Source organism: Rossellomorea sp. H136, assembly GCF_056838065.1.
In genome coordinates, this window is record NZ_CM166371.1 from 393109 (window position 1) to 408166 (window position 15058).

At 41.4% G+C, this 15058-nt stretch carries 13 protein-coding genes and 1 other annotated feature; of the genes, 7 read left to right on the forward strand and 6 right to left on the reverse strand.

All coding sequences use genetic code 11. The annotated features are described in order from the left end of the window. Positions 1-1255: 1255 nt before the first annotated feature. Positions 1256-2422: an acyl-CoA dehydrogenase family protein gene (locus ACYH0O_RS02070; RefSeq protein ID WP_482630924.1), complete on the forward strand. Its 1167-nt coding sequence runs from the start codon at positions 1256-1258 to the stop codon at positions 2420-2422. Positions 2423-2760: 338 nt separating this feature from the next. On the opposite strand, the gene ACYH0O_RS02075 is transcribed toward ACYH0O_RS02070, so the two are convergent. Then, complete coding sequence (locus tag ACYH0O_RS02075) at positions 2761-3831, reverse strand: aromatic acid exporter family protein (protein WP_482630925.1); 1071 nt, start codon at positions 3829-3831, stop codon at positions 2761-2763. Positions 3832-3948: 117 nt separating this feature from the next. Continuing rightward, on the reverse strand, positions 3949-4275 hold the full coding sequence (locus tag ACYH0O_RS02080) for a cyclic-phosphate processing receiver domain-containing protein (protein ID WP_148995071.1): 327 nt from the start codon (positions 4273-4275) through the stop codon (positions 3949-3951). A 265-nt stretch (positions 4276-4540) separates the two neighbouring features. On the opposite strand from ACYH0O_RS02080, the gene ACYH0O_RS02085 reads away from it, so the two are divergent. Both ACYH0O_RS02085 and ACYH0O_RS02090 read left to right on the forward strand, forming a co-directional pair. Beyond that, positions 4541-5590 (forward strand): ATP synthase beta subunit C-terminal domain-containing protein, encoded by a 1050-nt coding sequence (locus ACYH0O_RS02085; protein WP_482630926.1) that lies wholly within the window; start codon positions 4541-4543, stop codon positions 5588-5590. Positions 5591-5797: 207 nt separating this feature from the next. Further along, complete coding sequence (locus ACYH0O_RS02090; protein WP_482632481.1) at positions 5798-7054, forward strand: ATP-binding protein; 1257 nt, start codon at positions 5798-5800, stop codon at positions 7052-7054. A gap of 49 nt (positions 7055-7103) precedes the next feature. Here ACYH0O_RS02090 and ACYH0O_RS02095 read toward each other — a convergent pair whose 3' ends face one another. Beyond that, positions 7104-7703, reverse strand: a complete 600-nt coding sequence (locus ACYH0O_RS02095) for a YczE/YyaS/YitT family protein (RefSeq protein ID WP_482630927.1) — start codon at positions 7701-7703, stop codon at positions 7104-7106. A 100-nt stretch (positions 7704-7803) separates the two neighbouring features. Between ACYH0O_RS02095 and ACYH0O_RS02100 the strand changes: the two genes are divergently transcribed. Next, complete coding sequence (locus tag ACYH0O_RS02100) at positions 7804-10065, forward strand: helicase C-terminal domain-containing protein (RefSeq protein ID WP_482630928.1); 2262 nt, start codon at positions 7804-7806, stop codon at positions 10063-10065. 35 nt (positions 10066-10100) lie between these two features. Here ACYH0O_RS02100 and ACYH0O_RS02105 read toward each other — a convergent pair whose 3' ends face one another. Beyond that, positions 10101-10538, reverse strand: a complete 438-nt coding sequence (locus ACYH0O_RS02105) for a ferritin-like domain-containing protein (protein WP_149154496.1) — start codon at positions 10536-10538, stop codon at positions 10101-10103. 147 nt (positions 10539-10685) lie between these two features. Between ACYH0O_RS02105 and ACYH0O_RS02110 the strand changes: the two genes are divergently transcribed. Both ACYH0O_RS02110 and ACYH0O_RS02115 read left to right on the forward strand, forming a co-directional pair. Next, entirely contained in the window at positions 10686-10841 is a 156-nt protein-coding gene (locus ACYH0O_RS02110) for a hypothetical protein (protein ID WP_187443187.1), read from the forward strand. 61 nt (positions 10842-10902) lie between these two features. Further along, the gene (locus tag ACYH0O_RS02115; RefSeq protein WP_113968558.1) at positions 10903-11142 is read left to right on the forward strand and encodes a YkuS family protein; all 240 of its coding nucleotides are present in this window, start codon (positions 10903-10905) and stop codon (positions 11140-11142) included. Between the two features lie 225 nt (positions 11143-11367). Here the strand turns inward: ACYH0O_RS02115 and ACYH0O_RS02120 are convergent, their stop codons facing one another. Further along, positions 11368-12330: a S8 family peptidase gene (locus ACYH0O_RS02120; RefSeq protein ID WP_482630929.1), complete on the reverse strand. Its 963-nt coding sequence runs from the start codon at positions 12328-12330 to the stop codon at positions 11368-11370. Between the two features lie 375 nt (positions 12331-12705). On the opposite strand from ACYH0O_RS02120, the gene ACYH0O_RS02125 reads away from it, so the two are divergent. Further along, positions 12706-13227, forward strand: a complete 522-nt coding sequence (locus ACYH0O_RS02125) for a superoxide dismutase family protein (RefSeq protein ID WP_482630930.1) — start codon at positions 12706-12708, stop codon at positions 13225-13227. 47 nt (positions 13228-13274) lie between these two features. Here the strand turns inward: ACYH0O_RS02125 and ACYH0O_RS02130 are convergent, their stop codons facing one another. Next, positions 13275-14618, reverse strand: a complete 1344-nt coding sequence (locus tag ACYH0O_RS02130; protein WP_482630931.1) for a sodium-dependent transporter — start codon at positions 14616-14618, stop codon at positions 13275-13277. Positions 14619-14702: 84 nt separating this feature from the next. Beyond that, positions 14703-14913: a binding site (T-box leader), on the reverse strand. Positions 14914-15058 lie beyond the last annotated feature (145 nt).

A 15058-nucleotide genomic window follows, 5' to 3' on the forward strand; every position in this document is an offset into this window, starting at 1 on the left:
CGTTCCGAGGTCTTGCCTCGCTCGTTTTTCCGCAGGAGTCTTGCAATCCCCCTCCAATCTTTATGGAAATGTGATGAACAGTGCTTTTAGGATAACGGTCAATTAGAGAACACCCATTATATAAAGCTTTATACTTTAAAAATTAGCTCTTGAAGAGTTGTGGTTTCTAATTCAAATTACAATTACATTTTATCCAATTGAGCCGTCACAATCACCTTTACTATAATATTAGTTTTTTTGTGTTTATCTTTCCGGAAAATTAGGCCGTAAGAATGTAGTAGCACAGAGTGGATTGTAGCGGAAGGCACTTAACTCCTGCGGGAAATAGAGGAAAGATACGAAAAGCGGAGGCGGCTCGCACAGCCCCGACAAGCATAAGATGAATGGGCCTAGAAGGCGTTCTTTGCCTTCTTGGTCCATTTAGCTTATGACCTCGAGGGGCTAGCCGCCGGAGCTAGACATTCGTCGAGACCCCGCAGGGCAAAAGCCCGAGGAGGCTTGACTTCCTCCCCGGGGAATCTTGTGCCTGGAGCGGGAAGAAACGGTCCCTGTTATCACACTATCACATCTAAAAAGCAACAAACCTTAAGAAAAGAGTCATATAAAATACCTCGAATAAAACCGATCACCGATATACTTCTGAAACGCATACATAAGTAATGATTTAACAAAAAACAGGAGTGATAGCTGATACTGCTTTAATCGGATTAGCTTCCACACACCGAGTTTTTTGAAAAGGGAGTAGAAAGGGTATGTAAAGAACGTATCGACAAGGAAATTGACCAATACATAAAGATAAAAATTTTTATAGGTGAATTTGAGGATCCAAACAGAACCGCTCAAAAAAACCCCAATCACAAAAGGCATAATGCCATTCAATTTTGGGAAAAGCCTGGTAGTGATGGTCCACCATTTTACTCTTTCTGCGAAAACATTTTCTGAATAAACGAGTAATGACATAAACATAGAGGCAGGTAAATATTTTTTTAAGCTCTCTTTTCCTGCTAGTAAGAGGAATACCCAAGAAATGAGCATCAGAATAAGTATGTAAAGTTTATTTCTTTTATGCACGGCGGTGATTCCCTCCTAAAAGGATGACGAGATATCTTACTATTAGATTGGTTATTGAAAATAGATTTATACGGATAAAAGTAAATATTTATTCCGATCAGTTTAGTAAACAATATCTTTGAGTTAGACATGTAAATTGATTATGATAAATAGAAGAATAGATTGGTAATCAGGAGGTGTTTTAATGGACTTATATGAACCTTATGTTCAGGATGACCGCCAAAGACAGCTGGTTGATCTAGCTGGTGAACTGGCTGATGCGTTCTCTGAACGAGGGGAAGCATATGACAGGGAAGATGAATTTCCTTATGAAAATTTCAACGACCTGAAGAAAAAGGGATATGGAACATTATCTCTTCCTAAAGAGTACGGCGGAGAAGAAATCAGCTTATATGAGCTAGTGATGATTCAAGAAAGGCTTGCTACAGGGGACGCGGCAACGGCTTTGTCCATTGGCTGGCATCTCGGGGGATTGATGGAACTGACTGAAAACCGGACGTGGGATGAAGGGGTGTTCAAGGAACTTTGTGAGGAAATTTTAGCAAACAGCGCTCTCATTAACCGGGCAGCATCCGAACCGGCAACGGGGAGCCCCACTCGTGGAGGACTTCCTGAAACCAAAGCAGTGAAAACGGAAGGGGGTTGGAATGTAAACGGGAGGAAATCCTTTACTTCTATGGCGAGAATTCTGGATTATTCTTTAGTATCAGCAACAATTGGGGACACCGAAGAGAAAGGATTCTTCTTGGTGAATCATGAGCTGGAAGGAGTAAGTATTGAAGAAACGTGGGATACGATTTCCATGAAAGGAACTGGCAGTGATGATCTCGTTCTCACCGATGTTCATCTCCCATCTTCTGCCCTGGTCGAACGTGATAGTGTAAATCCAAGAGGGAAGAATGATCTTCCTAAAGCATGGCTCCTGCATATACCCGCTTGCTATATAGGTGTTGCGATTGCCGCACGCAACTATGCCATCCAATTTGCGAAGGACTATTCACCAAACAGTCTGCCGGGCCCAATCAAGGATGCACCTGAAGTTCAACGGAAAATTGGTGAAATAGAATTGGAACTATTTAAGGCTAGACAAATTCTCTATTCAGTAGCTGATAAGTGGGTAAAGGAGCCAGAAAAACGGAAATACATGGCTTCAGAGCTTGCTTCTGTAAAACATGTTGTAACAAACAGCGCCTTTCACATTGTGGACATCGCTATGAGAATTGTTGGAGCAAAAAGTCTTTTCCGCTCGAACCCGATGCAGCGTTATTATCGTGATGTCAGGGCCGGTCTTCACAATCCGCCAATGGATGATATGGTGATAGCAATGTTAGCGAATAAAGCTTTGAAATAAGATTTCAATAGAAAGGTAAAGAGGCTGGGACAAAACTAAAAAACCACGATAAAAAGACGGACAATAGAAGTGTAGGTTCTTCATACCGCTAATGATTTCCGTGCAAGACTACGCTTTCCGCGGGTAGCCCGTGAGCCTCCTCGGCAAGCCTGCGGGGTCTCACATAAGCTACTTTCCCGCAGGAGTCTTCGTCTTGCACTCCAATCAACCGCTGGAAACAGCTGAAATCAAATGATTCGAAAATAAATAATAAACCCGAACAACTCTGCACACTAAGAAGCAGGTTTGTTCGGGTTTGACTTAGGATGAAAAACTTTTGTCCCAGCTCTTATTAGTGTCTATGGGTGTAACGTTTTCTCCAAGACGGTTTGATGCTGGGCTTCTAACACATGTATTTCACTGAGCTCCTCTAAAAGGTCATGAATGGATAGTAATTCGTACAGCATGACCGTTTCACAGGAAAAGTGATGCTTCATGGACTGAAAGGGTTTTGTATGTAGTCCTTCATGGTCGTCCCAGAATTCCTCGAGTAAATCTTTCATTAGAGTGAAATGTTGTTCAGTTATGTGAAACGATGGATGATGCATGATCCCTTTCAAAGATTGAGTCGCATGTAAGATACGACCTTTCTCTTCTTCACTGAATGAATACTGAACAGGTAAGTAAATTAAGTTCCCAATATGAAATAGGATCTGCCTTAAAAGGTTAAGTTTTTTGTATTCATAATGGAAATAGCGCAATTCTTCACGACTGGAGCGGTGAAGCTTCCATTCTTCCTTTTGATATTCGCAAAGGGTGTCCGCCGATTCTATGTCTCTTAAAATGTCATTGAAAATCAATTTTGTATCCCGGTGAAGAGAGTGATTCTGAAGAACTTCAGAGCCTCTCTTTTCTAATAAGTTGCCCGTTTTGAAATAGAGATTATGAATCTTGGTCGTAATCGTTTTCGAGTATTTTGGTGGAAGGATCCACAAGTTCACTAATGTGGACACAATCAGTCCGATGGTGGTCGTGCCCAGGCGAATGAAAAAGGTAGCTACATAGTGATCGTGTATGGTGGGAATCATGGCAATCCCTGTTAATGTAGCCACCAGGATGCCTGCCCCTAAATGGAGCTTGTGGCAGGTGATGATTGTGAGAAGTGCGACCAGCGCATATGTAATGGGGTGATCCCCGAATGTAGAAGCAATGATCACCGCAAATAGTGCTCCTATCGCCGAAGCGGGAAAACGAATGAATGCTTTCTTGATTGAATTGGCGGCTGTGGGCTCGATTGTGACTATGGCTGTAATGACGGCAAAAGTCGCTGGCCAATTTAAAAGCTCACACACAAGAGCCGTTAAAAAAACGGCGATACCTGTTTTGGCTATTCTGCCTCCGACAAATTGAAATTTTTTCAGAAACTCCATAATATAACCCTCTTTTTTAAATTGCTGTCGCCTTCATTATAAAGTAAGAAAAACCCAATTGAAATGAATGGACAAAAAAAGAACTGTTCCCGGAACAGTTCTTTTTTATATATTAACTTATCTTAGAGGTAAAGGTCGTAACATAATCTTGATTGATTTAGGCATCTTGTGTTCACTCTGAGCCTCTTTTAAATACTTGAACATTTGTTTGCCTGCAACAGAGTTGGCGGAATGAATCGTGATCCGTTCTGCAAATAGCTGCTTTTCTACCATATAATGTACGAGCATTAATCCATTACGGGTCTTGCTTTCTAAGTCATGATCCAATGAAAGATGAGCGATAGAAAAATTCAGAAGCAGGTCAATACATTCATCGATGTCTTTCGCGAGAATGTACCCTTGAGGACAGTGGCGGTAATCATCTAAAAATACATTTACTGTCATATTAATTCTTCTTTCGTCATTTGACTTAATTTAAGCCTAACAGAGATGGACAAATACTTATATAGGTCAATAGTATGTTTATTACAAATATAATTGTAATTTGTTTGTTATGTTATGGGGTTTAATCTTTATGGAATTGCTAACAGAAAGAGGGAAATGACTACAAATTACTTCTAAATGTAAAAAAATTACGTTTTAACGATAAAACTTGTTGCTTTTAGAAGTAAAATATATTACCTTATAAAGTAAGGAGGGGATATTTACCATGAAAGAGAATATAAGGTTGAATGTTTCATTGCTGCGGCGGCGTGTACCCAATCTAACATCAGCTGCCAAAACAGTAGGCTTAAGACCTGCAACGGTATCCAATCTATGTACCGGCAAAATTTCTGTAGGACGTGCCGAAGTGAAGACGATTGTCACATTAGCGAATTTGGCCAATTGCACGCTGGATGAATTAATTATTCAAGGAGGGAAATTAACCATGATTGAAACGGGAATCAAGCCTCTCGATTTGTTTGCCCCGATTGTCCAAGGTGGAACGAATGGGTTCGTGGCGAGATCACAGGTTGGTCAATTTGTTGTTTTAGCGGAAATGACGAAAGTGCTGAAAGAAAAAGGATATCAATCGATCTTATTGACGCCGGATAAAACTTATCCTGGTTTGAGTGACCTTGAAGGATTTGTTGATGCGAAATGCCACTCGATTGATGAAGCCTATGGAGAAGTCAGCCTAATTGAGGATAAAGACAGAATTCTCCTATATGTTGATCGTTCCTATATAGTTTCAGGGAAATTATATGAATTGAGGGAACGATTTGAAGGAGAGAGCTATCCAGAAATCACTACTGTATTATTTGATCCCACCGGTGAAGCAGTGGATGAAGAGGACCCGTTCGGTCCACTTGATACCTTATGTTACTTCGATATAGATCTCTCTACCCGGGGGATGTACCCAGCCATCCACCCAGTGCAGTCTACGTCGATTTTACTTGAAGATGACGCCCTGGACTCAAGCCACACGACAATTAATAAGAAAGCGAAGAAGCTGCTAAGACGCTACAAAGAAATTCGCGTCCTCATGAATACAATCGGTAAAGATAAAATACCAGAAGCAGATCTCAATCTATTTCAGATAGGTGAGCGACTGGAAGCCTACTTGAGCCAACCGTTCTACGTGGCAGAAGAATTCACCAAAACAAAAGGGCAAACCGTGCAAATCCAACAGACCATCCAAGACATTCAACAAATACTCCAAGGACAATACAACCACCTTGAACCAAAAGATCTCACCTACAAAGGTAAACTAAATTAGGATTTCACTTAGGAGACGGACTTCGACAGCAACGCTCAAGGTCCGTACCTTTTCTGTTACTTTTTTCTTGATTTTGTGGGAGATGAAAGAGGAATTACGAGAATTTTGTCGTATGTGTAAAGTAATGACTATATTTTAATGGGAGACAAATCGATGATTATCGAGAAATTATTATTACATGTATTGATTATATTGGCTCCTGTTCTCATTCAAACTTCCCTTCTTGAAAACCATAGGCTCGGGAAATCGCCTGTCTTCATCGGTGTATTACATGGGATTGCTGCGTTTATGTGTTTAATATTCGCTTATGAAAGTTTCGGATTGTATTGGGATTTCCGCTACATTCCATTGGTTCTTTCAATGCTATATGGAGGAAGAAAAGCCGGGGTCATTGTTCTTGTATTTATTTTAACCGCACGGATCATTAACGGCGGAGATGCCATCATTTTCGGGTTTGTAAGTGCGTTTCTTGCGGGTACACTTCCTTTCCTGATTTCAAATCGATTCTGGACATTTCCACCAAAGAAACGGGTAACGTTTGCCGTGTTACTTGGATTTTGGCCAGCACTCGTGATGCTTGGGATTCTTCTTTCATTCGCGTTCATTGCGGGTGTTCCTGTTTCGGGTAATAAAGAAATGGGTATCTACGTCCTTATATTCGGGGGCATCCAGGTGTTGGGGGTCGGTGTAGCTGCACAACTCAATGAGTGGATGATTGAAAAGCGATTGCTTCGTGAAGAGATCCTTAAATCTGAAAAACTTAATACACTGGGAGAGCTTGCTGCTTCCATTGCTCATGAAGTGCGAAATCCTCTAACCGTCGTCAAGGGATTCCTTCAATTAATGAAGAAGCAAGTAACAGGGACACATGAGGAATATTTGAAAATCGTTTTGAGTGAGTTAGGAAGGGCAGAGGAAATCATCAACGATTATTTGAATTTTGCCAAACCTGAGTTCGAAAAGATAGAGAAAATCAATGTGAAAGAGGTGCTCTCAGATGTCACGGTCCTCTTGAATGCGTATGCCCTTAAAGAGGGGGTATACCTTGAAGCGGTACTAAAAGAAGATGGATTTCTTTTGACAGACAGAAATAAGTTGAAGCAAGCATTTGTCAATATTATAAAAAACGCCATTGAAGCGACGCCGCCTCAAGGAAACGTAAGCGTAAATTTAGAAGTCACCCATACACAAGCTATCGTCACCGTAGAAGACACAGGCAAAGGGATGACCAAAGACCAAATCGCCCGAATAGGGACATTGTTTTTTACAACAAAAGTCCAAGGTACTGGATTGGGAACTTCGGTGTCCCTGCGTATCATCGAAGCCATGGGCGGTCATATCCATTATTCAAGCATTGTTAATAAAGGAACAGTCGTTACAATCGATCTTCCGTTGAAAAGTGATAAGGTTGCAAAATTTGATTCCAATCTCCCCAATACATATATGAACAACCAAAACGCTTAGGAATCACTAAGTGTTTTTTTATGGACAACAAGACAAAATAAAAAGTCAATCAACTCCATTTCCCGTACATACGTTCCATGATAGGATAGAAGATATGAATAATAAATCCAAGCGTACAGGCGACAATCACCGTTCCGATGCCGACCGCTCCATGAAACACCATGGCTAACGTAATAGCAATCGCCTCGTTCAATAAACGGGAATTTCGTAAATTTAAGCCGAACCGTCTATGAATCGCCACCATAAATGTATCCATCGGACTGGAAGGAAGCTTGGCTTGAAGGTAGATGGAGATTCCGATGCCTAGTAGCAATATACCTGTCAGCACAAGAGACAACTGTTGAACAAATCCGAGCGGTTCAAGCGTTTCAAGGCCGATTGTGATCCAATAATCAACCATCATCCCGATGACGAAGATGGAGAGGGCGGCTAACCATTGAATGGCCTCCTTTAATAACAGAGCGTTTATACAGATGAGAATACATCCATTGATGAAGATGCATGTCCCGATTGAAAGGTTGAACAAAGTAGATTCACCAACGGCCAGTGCATCCCAGGGTGCCGCCCCCAAATCACCTTTAATAATAAGTGAAACGCCTAATGATAATGCGAGTAATCCTATACAGTAAAAAATGAATCTTGCCTTCATTCCCCGAATCCTCCGTTCGAAAAAGCTTGTCTAATATATATGTTCACTGAAAAAAATTAGAATGATAATTTGTATGGGTAAGAAAGAGGTGAGACGTCACATGAAGAAGACTGTCAAGATTTCAATAAGGGAATTAGTGGAGTTCGTGTATAAAGAAGGAAGCATAGATGTCAGGTTTCAAGCCCGTTCTTCCATGACCATCGGAACAAGGCTTCATCAAAAACTACAGAAAGAATACAAAGAAGGTGATGAGAAAGAAGTCTTTTTAAAAGGAGAAAGAGTGGTGGAGGACATTGTCTATCAACTGGAAGGCCGCTGCGATGGGATCCATTATGAAAATGGGGAAGTAATCGTAGAAGAAATTAAATCAACGGCAAGACCTGTAGCGCAGATCGAAGAAGGTGCCCGTGTCCACTGGGCTCAAGGTGAGTGCTACGCTTACTTATTGGCAAAAGAAAGGCAGCTAAAGGGTATTGGCGTGCAGCTTACCTACATAGAGGTAGAATCTGAAAAAACGAAGTCTTTCACCCGTACTTATACAATGGAAGAGCTCCGACACATCGTTGACAAGACCCTGGTTGCGTATACTCCAATTGCTTCCCTTTTACTCACCAATCAGGAAAACCGAATAAAGAGTATCCCAGACCTTGGATTTCCTTATCCAACCTATCGAAAAGGGCAGAAAAAGCTTGCTGGTGCCGTTTATAAGACGGTCGCCGAATCCAGGTCTTTGTATGCGAATGCCCCAACGGGAACAGGGAAGACCATTTCAACCTTATTTCCTATGATCAAAGCGACGGATGGGAAGTGGTTTTATGTGACTGCCAAGACGATTACCCGTACTGTCGCAGAGGAGGCGTTGCTTCTTTTAGAACGGGAAGGATTGTCGCACAGGGCGATTACCATTACGGCGAAAGATAAAATCTGCTTTCAAGAAGAAACGATTTGTCAGAAGGAGTATTGTGAATTTGCGAATGGCTATTATGATCGAATAAACAGTGCGGTCATTGATATTTTAACGCACGAAACCATCATCACCCGTCCGATCGTTGAAACATACGCCAGGAAGCACCGTGTGTGCCCGTTTGAATTTTCAATCGACCTCGCCTACTTAGTCGATGGTGTCATCTGTGATTATAACTACATTTTCGACCCAAAAGTTTCATTAAAAAGAATAAGTGATGAAGGGAAGAAAAAGACGACTCTACTCATTGATGAAGCACATAATCTTGTTAGCAGGGGTCGGGAAATGTATTCAGCCACCCTGAGGAAATCCGATTTTTTAGAAATCAAAAGAATGTATCCGGAATATGTGGCCTTGAAGCAAAGCATTGTCGGGGTTAATAAGCAATTCCTCCGTTTGAAAAAAGAACAAGGAGGCGATGTGCGAAATGAGATGGATACAGAGTTAGTTGATAAGGTGCAAAGTTTTGTTGAGATAGCAGAAAAATTATTGGGAGAATCGGAAGGGAAATGGTCTGAGGATTTTCTTCAATTGTACTTTGGTGCATTAAATTTTATCAGGATTTCCAACCTCTTTTCTGATGAACATCGCTTTGTGATCGATCAAACGCCTGAAGATGTAGAAGTGAAACTATTTTGCATTGATCCTTCAAAGCTAATTAAACAAATAACGAGGTCGTTTCAATCAACAGTATTCTTCTCAGCTACGCTTCACCCCTTTTCGTACTATTTTCAGCAACTGGGTGGGTGTGAAGAGGATTATCGGTTTCTGATTCCTTCACCATTTGAAAAAGAACAATGGCAGGTTGGGATCCATCCGATTTCAACCCGGTTTAAGGACAGAGAAAGAACCCTTTCCTCGATTACATGTTCCATTACAGAAGCGTTCAATGAGAATAAAGGGAATTATCTGGTCTTCTTTTCGTCGTACGCCTATATGCAACAAGCCTTCGAGGAAATGAATCAGGATACAATGAATGCAGAATTCATCATCCAGGAGCCTAATATGAAAGAAGTAGACAGAGAGAAATTTTTAAACGAGTACCAAAGCGACAGAGACTGTCCGGTTATTGGATTTGCCGTATTGGGAGGCATCTTCTCAGAGGGTATCGATCTGAGAGGAGATCGATTAAAGGGTGTAATTGTTGTAGGAGTAGGGCTGCCTCAGCTAAGCAGGGATCATGAAATCATTAAGGACTATTTTAATGAACTGGGGTTAAATGGATTCAACCATGCCTATGTCTACCCGGGATTAAATAAAGTATATCAATCCGGGGGAAGACTCATCCGTTCAGAAGAGGATACGGGGGTCCTCAGACTGATCGACGATCGTTATCTGTCACCGAAATATCAGTCATTACTGCTTGAAGAATGGAAGGGTTATCGAATCATCACATGAAAAAAGACCGCTGACATAGCGGTCTTTTTCGTATATTAGTTAAAAGAAGGATCCTTTAATAAGCGATCGAATTCTTCTAGGTGATGGGTTTCATCTGCAATCATGTCATCTAGCTTGATGCTAAGTTCGACGAGACCCAATTCTTCTGCTTGCTCTTTACGTATCTTATAGCGTTCAATTGTATCAGCTTCAGCTTTACGGCCTTCCTCTAACATTTCCTTCACATTATCTGTTTGTTTCACGGCAGCCGGAGTGGTCGTCGGATCTCCGCCCAATGTTTTAATTTTTTCGGCTAAGTATAGAGCATGACCCTGTTCATCCGGAATTTCATCTTCGAAGAAAGGCTTTAAGATTTGACGATATAAGCCGCTCACGACAGCAGCGTAGTTTGTGTAAAGTATAACTGCAGCATATTCATTCGCTAAATCTTCATTTAATCCATCAATTAATTCTTTTAATTTCGCGTCATCCATTTGAATACCACCCTTTTATTTATTGTTATATAGAGTATTTACCCGGCATAGTGAAAAATAAACATTCTGGAAGTAATCGAATGCCCTTCAAATATTTTGCCTAGAAATGGGGATTCTAATTCTATAAAAGTCAGAGGAGGGATGAGGATGTCTAAACAGGGAAAGAAGAGTATGGACCAAACATCAGAACAATTGGCGAAGCAAAAGGCTAAGAATGATGTAGAATTCGGATCTGATATTCAGGTGGGGAATTCAAAAGGCCAAAGTCAGAAAAAAAGTGGCAAACAAGTAAATAAAAAATAAATGACGAATATCTTTTTCACCGAAAGAAAAACCTATATGTAGAACCAGGAGGTGTAAAGGCATGAGAATTGGTGTTGAACAATCCTTACAAAACGTCGTGCAAGCCTTACGTGAAAAGGGGCATGACGTCGTTGAATTAAAACAGGAAACAGACGCAAACGGCTGTGACTGCTGCGTAGTGACAGGGATGGATTCTAATGTAATGGGGATTCAAAACGTAGCTACTCAAGGATCCGTTATTGAAGCAAGTGGACTAAGTGCTGATGAAGTATGTCAGCAAGTTGAGAGCAGATTACAATAGTAGAAAAAAGAACAGTCATTGATGGCTGTTCTTTTTCAGTAGCATAGTAATTAGAATAGAGAGTGCACGATTTTTGGCTCATTCGAGTGAAGCGTCCGTATCACTCGCCTTTCAGCAAAGCTGAAAGGTCGCATGTGAAAAGAACCCCCGGCATATATACATTTATGCCGGGGGTTCTTTTCATTCAGGTGGAAATGAGCCAAAAATCAACTAGTTTAATGTCCGTCACCCAATCTGAGCAAGCGGCTGGTTTCTCAAGTGCTCCCTCAGTAGGTCAGGGGCTGATATAAACAACAGACCATTTCCTTCCAATGTTTTTGGGTATCCGAGTGGAACGGTGCGTTTAATGAGTTGTGCATACACTTCGGTTTCTGAAAGTCTACGGTCAAAAGATACTTGCTCGAATTCTTTGATGAGGGCTAATGCTCCGGACACGTGTGGAGCCGACATGGAGGTACCGCTGAGCTTAGCGTATTTTTCACCAGGAATGGTAGACAAAATTTGTTCACCCGGTGCCACCAAGTCAACTTCATTATTGGAATTCGTAAAGTAAGAAGATTTTCTTTGAAGGTCGATGGCTCCTACAGAAATCACTTCATTGTAACAAGCGGGAAAAGAAAACTCATCGGTGCTGCTGTTCGAGTCACCTTCGTTACCTGCTGCACAAACAACTGATATATTTGCATCCACCGCTTTTTGAATCGCTTCATGCAAAGGCTTGTGGTCAGTGGGGCCACCCAATGACATGGAGATGATGTCCACCTTTTGTTCGATCGCATACAGAATGCCGTTCACAATCCAATCGTATTTTCCACTCCCACGGCTGCCTGCCAGTACTTTAATAACCAATAAATCGGCCAGTGGCGCAACCCCGATAACCCCATCACCATTTTCACTTGCAGCAATCGTACCCGCCACATGGGTGCCGTGTCCGCTATAATCAGTAACGTTATCTTCAGCACCGTTATCATCGTCGGTGAAATTGCGGAATCCCTTCACTTTCCCTGCCAGATCAGGATGGTTCATATCGCAGCCTGTATCCAGGACAGCGATTGTCGTTCCTTTTCCTTTGTACCCATTCTTCCACATACTAGGAGCTTGGATTAAATCAACACCTTTAGGAATTTCATTTGCATCAACAATCATTTCGTCCATGAAATATGGAATTAACCTAATTTCACCTTGCATATCAATCCCTCCTAAAATGGTAATGTGTAGTAAAAACTCTGAAGTTTCTGAAAATATATCATTTTTTGGACAAAATGAAAAGTGATAATAGTAGTAGGGAAATAAAACCAATCATATTTTCACCTCTTTAAGCATAGGGGAGGGGATTTTTGAAAATTCCAAGGGAGTATTCAATGGAAGAATGGGTGAGAACCTCCAACGTAGCGATTAATGTGTCAGCGAAAATTTAAACATACGTTTGACTGAGAGGATGAACTATTGAGTAGACAAGGTTTTCAAAGGTTAAACAAACGTTTGGTTAAAAAGTGAAGTTCTGGTTTTTTCATCATGTCACCCAGACTTTCAACATAAAATGTCTTGAAGGAAGGTGAACCAATGATGAATTATTATCAATATGGCCATCCTGGTTATTCGTATTATCGAAACGCTCCAAGCATGGCCTTCGCTCAAATACAGGGAGGTCCATTAGCACCAGGATTGCAAGGGTATGTTTTTTTTCGGGAAGTGCAAAATGGGGTGGAAGTATATGCAGAGGTAACAGGTTTACCATCATATAAGGAAGGAAAAGGTGATCAAAATCCGATCGGTCCTCATGGATTTCACATACATGAAAAGGGAGTCTGTGAAGTAGGCGATCCAAAGGAACCTTTCTCTTCTGCCGGGGGACATTGGAATCCGACCAATCAGCCTCATGGTAATCACGCGGGTGATTTCCCTGTATTATTCTCAAATGACGGATACGCTAAAATTTCGTTTTTTACGAATAAATTCAAAGTGCAAGATGTCATAGGCAAAGGGGTCATCATCCACCAAAGCCCGGATGACTACAGGTCACAACCCTCAGGAGATGCAGGTAAACGGCTCGCATGCGGAATTGTTATGGGGTATGGGGTCTAATGAAAAAAGGGTCGACCTTATAGACAGGTCGACCCTTTTTTATCTTCTTAGAATAGACCCAATACATCAAGCATTACAATGACGATTAGCAACGGAGCCACATATCGGATCAGGAAGAACCAGGTTTCGAATAATCCCCGCTTCAATCCACTTCCTTGCTTCAACTCTTCGTAAAGTGCAGTTTTCTTCATTTTCATAGGTACGAACAATGCAATAAGCAGTGCTCCAATCGGAAGCAGCACATTGCTGACAGCGAAATCAGCCAAGTCGAAAATGGTCTTATCGAATAGAGTGATATCCCCAAGTATCCCAAATGATAATGCCGATGGAATACCGAAAACAAAGATGGCAAGCCCGATGATCCAAGACCATTTCTTGCGCTTTTCAGGTTCTCCTTTTGAAATGACCGAAACAATGATTTCGAGCATGGAGAATGCAGATGTTAATGCAGCGAACAAGAACAGGACAAGGAATGCAATAAAGAAGAACATCCCAAAAGGAAGTTGACTGAACACGGTTGGTAAAACATTAAACAGTAGTACCGGGCCGGCCCCGGGTTCTAAATCAAAGGCAAAGACTGCCGGGAAAATGGCCAAGCCTGCTAACAGTACGATGAAGATATTCATAGCTACAATGGATATTGCTGATCTTGGCAGGCTCTGTGTTTTCGGCAGGTAAGAACTATATGTCACCATCACCGATACACCCACACTTAGCGTGAAGAAAGACTGTCCCATCGCTTCTAATATCGTTTGTGATGTCACCTTTGAAAAATCAGGTTGCAACAGGAATGTGATTCCTTCCATGGCATTATCAAGGGTTACTGCTCGAACGACCAAAAGAAAAAATAAAATAAATAATGCCGGCATCATGATTTTACTTGCCAGTTCAATACCTTTTTGAACCCCTTTAGCAACCACGAAGATAGTCATCAAGATGAAAAGGAATTGAACGAACACGCTGGTTACAGGATTTGATATCGTTGCACCAAATACTTCTGCATATTGATCCGAGGAAAGATTGTTCAATTGACCCGTAATGGCTTTAAATAAATAAACAACAATCCATCCCCCGATCACGCTGTAGAAGGAAAGTAAGATAAAGGATGTAATCATCCCAAGAATCCCGACCCAGTGCCAGCGCGTACCGGGGGCGATTTTTCGATACGAATCAACGGCATTGCTCCCGGCTGTCCGTCCGATGGAGAATTCAGCCAGTAGTAATGGAAGTCCGAGTAATAAAGTAAATAGAATGAAGATCAGGAAGAATGCTCCACCTCCATTTTGACCAGCGATATAAGGGAATTTCCAAATTGCCCCCAATCCAATAGCAGACCCTGCTGCCGCTAATATAAAGCCAATCTTTGATGACCATTGTTCGCGTTGACTCATTCTCATTCTCCTTTCTATTTTTTGTTTATTATTGACGTGTGGGGGGCCGATGCCAAACAACATAAAAAAATCGCCCCTACATATCGTAGGGACGATTTGGATATCGCGGTACCACCCTAGTTATGAGAAACGTTTCTCATCACTCTTCACACATAACGGCCTTAACCGTCTTTTGATCTCGTCAAAAGAAGCTCCGGAATCGAAATTCACCAATCATCTTTGTACCGGTTCACACCAACCACCGGCTCTCTTTAACAGGGAAATGTTCGCTACTTGTTTCCATCAAAGCTTATTCAATATTAGGTTATACAATTTTTATCATGAATCAAAACAACTTGTCAATCTATTTCGAAAAAAGTAGTGAGAATTGTCTGGAATTTATGGTGGTATTTGGTGTTGTCATGATGTTAGTTTTACCAGGTACAAAGGTCAAATTGTAC

Excerpts from the sequence above, each read along its gene's own strand:
- ACYH0O_RS02070 (WP_482630924.1), top strand. The coding sequence starts at position 1,256 with ATGGACTTATATGAACCTTATGTTCAGGATGACCGCCAAAGACAGCTG.
- ACYH0O_RS02075 (WP_482630925.1), bottom strand. The coding sequence starts at position 3,831 with ATGGAGTTTCTGAAAAAATTTCAATTTGTCGGAGGCAGAATAGCCAAA.
- ACYH0O_RS02080 (WP_148995071.1), bottom strand. The coding sequence starts at position 4,275 with ATGACAGTAAATGTATTTTTAGATGATTACCGCCACTGTCCTCAAGGG.
- ACYH0O_RS02085 (WP_482630926.1), top strand. The coding sequence starts at position 4,541 with ATGAAAGAGAATATAAGGTTGAATGTTTCATTGCTGCGGCGGCGTGTA.
- ACYH0O_RS02095 (WP_482630927.1), bottom strand. The coding sequence starts at position 7,703 with ATGAAGGCAAGATTCATTTTTTACTGTATAGGATTACTCGCATTATCA.
- ACYH0O_RS02100 (WP_482630928.1), top strand. The coding sequence starts at position 7,804 with ATGAAGAAGACTGTCAAGATTTCAATAAGGGAATTAGTGGAGTTCGTG.
- ACYH0O_RS02105 (WP_149154496.1), bottom strand. The coding sequence starts at position 10,538 with ATGGATGACGCGAAATTAAAAGAATTAATTGATGGATTAAATGAAGAT.
- ACYH0O_RS02110 (WP_187443187.1), top strand. The coding sequence starts at position 10,686 with ATGTCTAAACAGGGAAAGAAGAGTATGGACCAAACATCAGAACAATTG.
- ACYH0O_RS02115 (WP_113968558.1), top strand. The coding sequence starts at position 10,903 with ATGAGAATTGGTGTTGAACAATCCTTACAAAACGTCGTGCAAGCCTTA.
- ACYH0O_RS02120 (WP_482630929.1), bottom strand. The coding sequence starts at position 12,330 with ATGCAAGGTGAAATTAGGTTAATTCCATATTTCATGGACGAAATGATT.
- ACYH0O_RS02125 (WP_482630930.1), top strand. The coding sequence starts at position 12,706 with ATGATGAATTATTATCAATATGGCCATCCTGGTTATTCGTATTATCGA.
- ACYH0O_RS02130 (WP_482630931.1), bottom strand. The coding sequence starts at position 14,618 with ATGAGTCAACGCGAACAATGGTCATCAAAGATTGGCTTTATATTAGCG.